This is a genomic window from Terriglobales bacterium, assembly GCA_035543055.1.
Taxonomy (GTDB): domain Bacteria; phylum Acidobacteriota; class Terriglobia; order Terriglobales; family Acidobacteriaceae; genus JAIQFD01.
Genome location: DATKKJ010000022.1, coordinates 1 through 5,813, shown reverse-complemented (window position 1 = coordinate 5,813; position 5,813 = coordinate 1). Strand labels below are relative to the sequence as shown.

Below are 5,813 nucleotides of genomic sequence, written 5' to 3'. Positions count from 1 at the left end.
CGCCGCCAACCTGACCCGGGTGGGTGAGAAGGCGAACTACAGCTACCTGGTGCGCTGGATCCACAATCCGCGGCAACGCACCCGTCCCTACTGCCCGTACGAAAAGAAAGACATCGGTCCCGAAGATTACGCCAAGAAAGGGCTGCCGTACGTCTTCGACGAGACGCATAGCCGGTGCCCCAACGACGGCCACGAGCTGCAGATCCAGAACATGACCGTCATGCCGATCTTGCGGCTGTCTGAGGATGATGCCCGCGACATCGCCACCTACCTGATCTCCCAGAAGAAGAAAGATCCTGCTTCCTACGCCGACGCATCGTTCATGGACGATCCCAAGCTGAAGGAGCAGGGCCGCACCTGGGTCCGTCATTTCGGATGCGCCGGCTGCCATGAGATCTCCGGCTTCGAAGACGAGGGACGCATCGGCACCGAACTGACCGCAGAAGGATCGAAGCCGATCGAACGCCTCGACTTTGCCTTGCTGACCCATCCCGCCGAGGTCGGCGGCGGCGAGCCGATCAAGGATCAGGACAATCTGGCGCGGCTCCCGGAAGGGCCGGCCAAGGGCCCCTGGTACGACCACAAGGGATTCTTCGAGCACAAGCTGGCCGAGCCCAACATCTACGATCAGGGCAAGGTCAAGGCAGAGACGGAAAAGCTGCGCATGCCCAACGCCCACCTGACCAAGGAACAGGTGCAGGCGCTGACCACGTTCCTGCTGGGCAGCCAGGAGACTTCCCTGCCCGAGAGCTACCAGTACAAGCCGCAAGATTGGCGGCACGACATCCAGGAAGGCTGGTGGGTGGTCAAGAAATACAACTGCATGGGCTGCCACCAGTTCCTCCCGGGGCAGCCCAGCACCCTGATGCAGATACCGCGTTACCAGGACCCCGACTGGAAGGAGCAGTTGCCGCCGCAGCTGCTGACCGAAGGCGCGCGCGTGGACCCCGAATGGCTGTTGCGCTTCCTGCACAACCCGGCGCTGAGCGAGACCGACACCAACCGCAACGGCGTGCGTCCTTACCTGAAGGTGCGGATGCCGACCTTCAACTTCTCCGCCAGCGAACTGCGCAAACTGGTGCGATTCTTCCAGGCAGCGCAGCAGCAACCGATGCCTTACATCCGGCAACAACTGGCGGAGCTGACGCCCAAAGAGACGGAGATGGCGCGCAGCCTGTTCTCGTCAGCGGCGGCGCCTTGCCTGAAGTGTCACGCCACTGGCGACGTGGCCCACGACCAGCACGCCACCGCCCCGAATTTTCTGATGGCCAAGGACCGCCTGAAACCCGGCTGGACGGAGCGCTGGATCATCGATCCCCAATCCATCAGCCCGGGGACCTCCATGCCTTCGGGGTTATTCCACAAGCTGGGAGAGCAGTGGGTATTCAGCGGACCGACGCCGCCTTCGTTCCAGGGTTATGAGCAGGACCATACCAAGCTGCTGGTGCGCTATATCTTCGCCCTCACGCCGGAGGAACAGCGAAGAGTGTCGGGCATGATGAAGAGCGCGCCGGCGGCGAAGACCTCGAGCACGAAACCCGCGAGACCTGCGGGAGCCACGGCAGGCGCTGGAAGATGAAGCGTGCAGAGGGCACGAGGAATACAGAATTCCTGCAGCCATGATCCCGGACGGGTCAACAGCCGCCCGGCGTTCCCCATCCAACCGCCATGCGAGTTAGAATAGCGGATTGTCCTGAAGGGTCTAACCGCACAAGAAAGGTACTGAGTCATGAAGAGAGCAACACTGATCGCGATAAGCGCCCTGCTGGCCGCCCTGCTGCTGGTGGCCGGCTGCGGCAAGAAAGAAGAGCCGGCACCAGCCCCGGCGCAAGCGGAGGCGAAGAAAGCGGCGGCGGCTCCCATCGATCCGGCCACCGCCGCCACCATCACCGGCACCGTGAAATTCGATGGCAAGGCGCCGAAACCGCAGAAGATCGACATGAGCCAGGATCCGGCCTGCAAGGGCAGCAACATGACGGAGACCGTGGAAGTGGACAACGGCAACCTGGCCAACGTGTTCGTGTACGTCAAGGATGGGCTGGGTGACCGCACCTTTGATCCGTCCAACACGCCGGTCAAGGTCGACCAGGAGGGGTGCCGGTATCATCCCCACGTGGTCGGGGTGATGGCCGGACAACCGGTGCAGATCGTCAACAGCGATAAGACCACCCACAACATCCACCCCTCGCCCAAGGACAACAAGGAGTGGAACGAATCGCAGCCGCCGGGCGGCGCTCCCCTGGACAAGACTTTCGCCCGCCAGGAAGTGCTGATCCCGGTGAAGTGCAACCAGCACCCCTGGATGAAGATGTACATCGGGGTGGTGAAGAACCCGTTCTTCGCCGTCACCGGCAAGGACGGAAAGTTCGAGCTGAAGGGGCTGCCTCCGGGAACCTACACGGTGACCGCGGTCCACGAGAAATTCGGTTCGCAGGACACCAAGGTGACGGTCGGAGCCAAAGAGAGCAAGGCGGCCGACTTCACCTTCAAAGAAGGCGGCGGCGCGGGCGGTTCGCAGTAACGGTCCGCAAGGATGAGGAGCCGGGCCGGGCAGGAGTCCGGCCCGCGCACTTCTGGTACACTGTCACGCTGGGCTGTGAGCAGCGTCACGGGGGAGCTGCTGGCCGCCGATTCCCAAAAACGGAAACAAAATAATTCATCGTCCGCCAGAGTGGCGGAATCGTTGTTCGCGTAAGCAGGTTCGGAGGAGCGGGGGTCTGCACATCGTCGAGGTCCAATACAGCCGCGCGCGCCACGCCTATGCGTGTGTGCTGGCCGCCTGCACCTTCCTGCTGCTGATCGCGGGCGCCCTGGTCACCAGCAACGACGCCGGCCTCGCGGTACCCGACTGGCCCACCTCGTTCGGCAAATGGCCCATCACCTATTCCTATTTCCGGGTTCCGCTGGTGGGCGGGACGCTGTATGAGCACGGGCATCGCATCGTCGCCCAGTTCATCGGGGTGCTGACCATCGTGCTGGCGATCTGGACGCAGAGAGAGGACCCGCGCCCTTGGATGCGCAAGCTGGGCTGGGCCGGCCTGGGTCTGGTGATCGGGCAAGGGGTCGTCGGCGGACTGACGGTGCTGTTCTACCTGCCATGGGCGGTTTCCACGTCGCATGCCGCCCTCGGACAGAGCTTCTTCTGCCTGACCGTGGCCATGGCGTTGTTCACCAGCCGCGGATGGATCGAAAGCCAGCCCCTGCACCTGGTCGAGGGACGGCACCCGCGCTTGCATACCCTGACGCTGCTCGCGGTAGGCGCGGTGTTCGCGCAACTCGTCCTGGGCGCTGCTTTCCGCCATAACGGGATGAAGCTGGCACCTCATCTCTTTGGAGCGGTCGTGGTCACGACCGTGCTGGTGTGGACCGTGATGCGCACGCTCTCCGACCACTCGCAGCACAAGCAACTGCGCCGGCCGGCCATGCTGCTGCTCTGGTTGCTGATCCTGCAACTGTCGTTGGGCTTCATCGCCTGGATGATGCGCATCAATTACGCTTCGGCCGTGCAGCCCATGCTTCCGGCGGTGCTGTCCACCGTCGCCCACGTGGTGAATGGAGCGCTGGTGCTGGCCACCTGCCTGGTGCTAGCCATCCAGACGCAGCGGCATATCGCCGTGCATCCGCTGGTGGTGCTGACGCCCGCGAAGGTGGCCGGGGCATGAGCAGCATGACCTATCCCCGCCCCGTGCAGCGCGCCGGCGTCCTCGCCCAGCTGCAGGACTATGCGGAATTGTTCAAAGCGCGGGTCACATCGCTGATCGTGATGACCGCGTGGTGCGGCTTCTATTTCGGCGCCCTGAAATCCGGAACTTCCTCCCTGTCGTGGGGACTGCTGCACGCGCTCGCCGGGATCGGGCTCGTGGCCGGGGGCACGGCTGCGTTCAATGAAGTCCTGGAACACGAGGAAGACGGCCTGATGCGGCGCACCGAGCGGCGGCCGCTGCCGGCGAAGCGCATGAGCCTGCGTCACGCCACCGTGGCATCGTTCCTGGCGACTTGCGGTGGGGTGCTGTACCTGGCCCTGGCTTGCAACGCCCTGACCGGACTGCTGGCGCTGGCCACTTCTGCCGCGTATCTCGGGCTGTACACTCCGTTGAAGAAGGTCTCGCCGCTGTGCACCTTCGTGGGGGCCTTCCCGGGCGCCATGCCTGGCGTGCTGGGCTGGACCGCCGCCCGCGGACGCCTGGAGTGGGAGGCGCTGGTAGTGTTCGCTATCGTCTTCTTCTGGCAGTTCCCCCACTTCCATTCCATCGCCTGGCTGTACCGGGAAGATTACGAGCGGGCGCGGATCCGCATGCTGCCGGTGGTACATGCGGACGGCCGCTCCACCGTGCGGGCTATCCTGTTCTACTCGGTGGGCCTGATCCCGGTGAGCCTGGCGCCGGCGTTCCTGCACATGACCGGGCGAATCTACTTCATGGCGGCGCTGCTGCTGGGCATGGGATTCCTCTGGACCGGGGTGCGGCTGGCGCGCACCCGGCTGGCCGCTACCGCGCCGCGCTCCAAGGCCCTGGCGCGGCATGTGCTGATCGCCAGCGTCTTCTACCTGCCGATCCTGTTCGCCGTTATGATGTTAAATTCGGCGATGTAGACAGCCGCGGGCGGCTGTCGCACACAATCTTCAGATGGACAACGCGGTCATCCAAATCTCCGGTCTGCGGCACCAGTACGACACCCGGCTGGCGCTGGATGGCGTCTCCTTTGAGGTCCGCGAGGCGGAGATCTTCGGGCTGCTGGGGCCGAATGGCAGCGGCAAGACGACCCTGTTCCGCATCCTGTCCACACTGATGTTGCCCAGTTCCGGCCAGGCCCGGATCCTGGGCTTCGATGCCGCCACCCAGCCCAACCAGGTGCGGCGCGCCATCGGCGTGGTCTTCCAGGCCGAGAGCGTGGACGTCAAGCTGACTGCGGCCGAGAACCTGTGGCACCAGGGGCATCTCTACGGCCTTCGCGGGGCCGCGCTCAAGTCGCGCATCCAGGAGATGCTGGGGCGGGTGGCGCTCGCCGACCGCGCCCACGAGAAGGTCGAGACCTTCTCGGGCGGCATGCAGCGACGGGTGGAACTGGCCAAAGGACTGCTGCACCACCCCTCGGTGCTGCTGCTCGACGAGCCCTCGACCGGGCTGGATCCCGGGGCGCGCCGTGATCTCTGGCTCTATCTGCGCAAGCTGCGGGAGGAGGAGCACATCACCATCATCGTGACCACGCACCTGATGGAAGAGGCGGAATACTGCGATCGCCTGGCCATCCTGAGCAACGGGAAACTGGTCGCACTAGGGACTCCCGCCGAGCTCAAGCACGAGATCGGCGGCGACGTGATCCTGCTCGAGCCCGCCGGCGATGCGGAAGCTCTCGCAGCGAAGATCGGGCAGCGCTTCAACGTGAAGCCGGCGGTCATGGACGGCAAGGTGCGCCTGGAGATCGGGCAGGGGCACCGGTTCGTCACCGACGTGGTGGAGGCGTTCCCCGGCGAGATCCAGTCGGTCTCGGTCAGCAAGCCGACCCTGGAGGATGTGTTCATCGATCGCACCGGGCATCGCTTCTGGAACGAAGGCAATGGCGATTAGAATCAGAGAGGGGAGCGCATGCAGATGCTGGTGATCAGTCTCGTGCTGGCGCTGGCGCCGCTGGCCGGCATCGGCTGGATCGCCGCCAGCGGCTGGTTGGCGACGGTGGACGGGCTCTTCATGAGCCTGATCCTGCTGGCGATCGCGGGAGTGTTCCTGCTCAACGCCGGCGTCCAGGCACGGGCCTTGGGGCTGGCGCCGCGTCTCGGTAAGAAGCAGGAGGGGGCAAAGGCATAGCGGTGGCCC

General features: G+C 64.6%; 6 protein-coding genes. All 6 read left to right on the top strand.

All coding sequences use genetic code 11. The features are described from left to right. A partial coding sequence (locus VMS96_01565) for a hypothetical protein (GenBank protein ID HVP42086.1) occupies window positions 1-1,579 on the top strand: 1,579 nt, incomplete at its 5' end. Window positions 1,580-1,729: 150 nt separating this feature from the next. Further along, complete coding sequence (locus tag VMS96_01560) at window positions 1,730-2,521, top strand: carboxypeptidase regulatory-like domain-containing protein (protein HVP42085.1); 792 nt, start codon at window positions 1,730-1,732, stop codon at window positions 2,519-2,521. Between the two features lie 247 nt (window positions 2,522-2,768). Continuing rightward, window positions 2,769-3,662: a COX15/CtaA family protein gene (locus tag VMS96_01555; protein HVP42084.1), complete on the top strand. Its 894-nt coding sequence runs from the start codon at window positions 2,769-2,771 to the stop codon at window positions 3,660-3,662. Then, window positions 3,659-4,591: a heme o synthase gene (cyoE, locus tag VMS96_01550; protein ID HVP42083.1), complete on the top strand. Its 933-nt coding sequence runs from the start codon at window positions 3,659-3,661 to the stop codon at window positions 4,589-4,591. Before VMS96_01555 ends, cyoE begins: the two co-directional genes overlap by 4 nt. Before the next feature lie 34 nt (window positions 4,592-4,625). Continuing rightward, on the top strand, window positions 4,626-5,567 hold the full coding sequence (locus tag VMS96_01545) for an ATP-binding cassette domain-containing protein (protein HVP42082.1): 942 nt from the start codon (window positions 4,626-4,628) through the stop codon (window positions 5,565-5,567). A gap of 18 nt (window positions 5,568-5,585) precedes the next feature. After that, a complete protein-coding gene (locus VMS96_01540; GenBank protein HVP42081.1) occupies window positions 5,586-5,804 on the top strand; it encodes a hypothetical protein in 219 nt (72 codons plus the stop codon). Window positions 5,805-5,813: the final 9 nt, after the last annotated feature.

What these genes read in the sequence shown, in the direction of transcription:
- VMS96_01560 (HVP42085.1), top strand. Translation starts at nt 1,730, where the DNA reads ATGAAGAGAGCAACACTGATCGCGATAAGCGCCCTGCTGGCCGCCCTG.
- cyoE (HVP42083.1), top strand. Translation starts at nt 3,659, where the DNA reads ATGAGCAGCATGACCTATCCCCGCCCCGTGCAGCGCGCCGGCGTCCTC.
- VMS96_01545 (HVP42082.1), top strand. Translation starts at nt 4,626, where the DNA reads ATGGACAACGCGGTCATCCAAATCTCCGGTCTGCGGCACCAGTACGAC.
- VMS96_01540 (HVP42081.1), top strand. Translation starts at nt 5,586, where the DNA reads ATGCAGATGCTGGTGATCAGTCTCGTGCTGGCGCTGGCGCCGCTGGCC.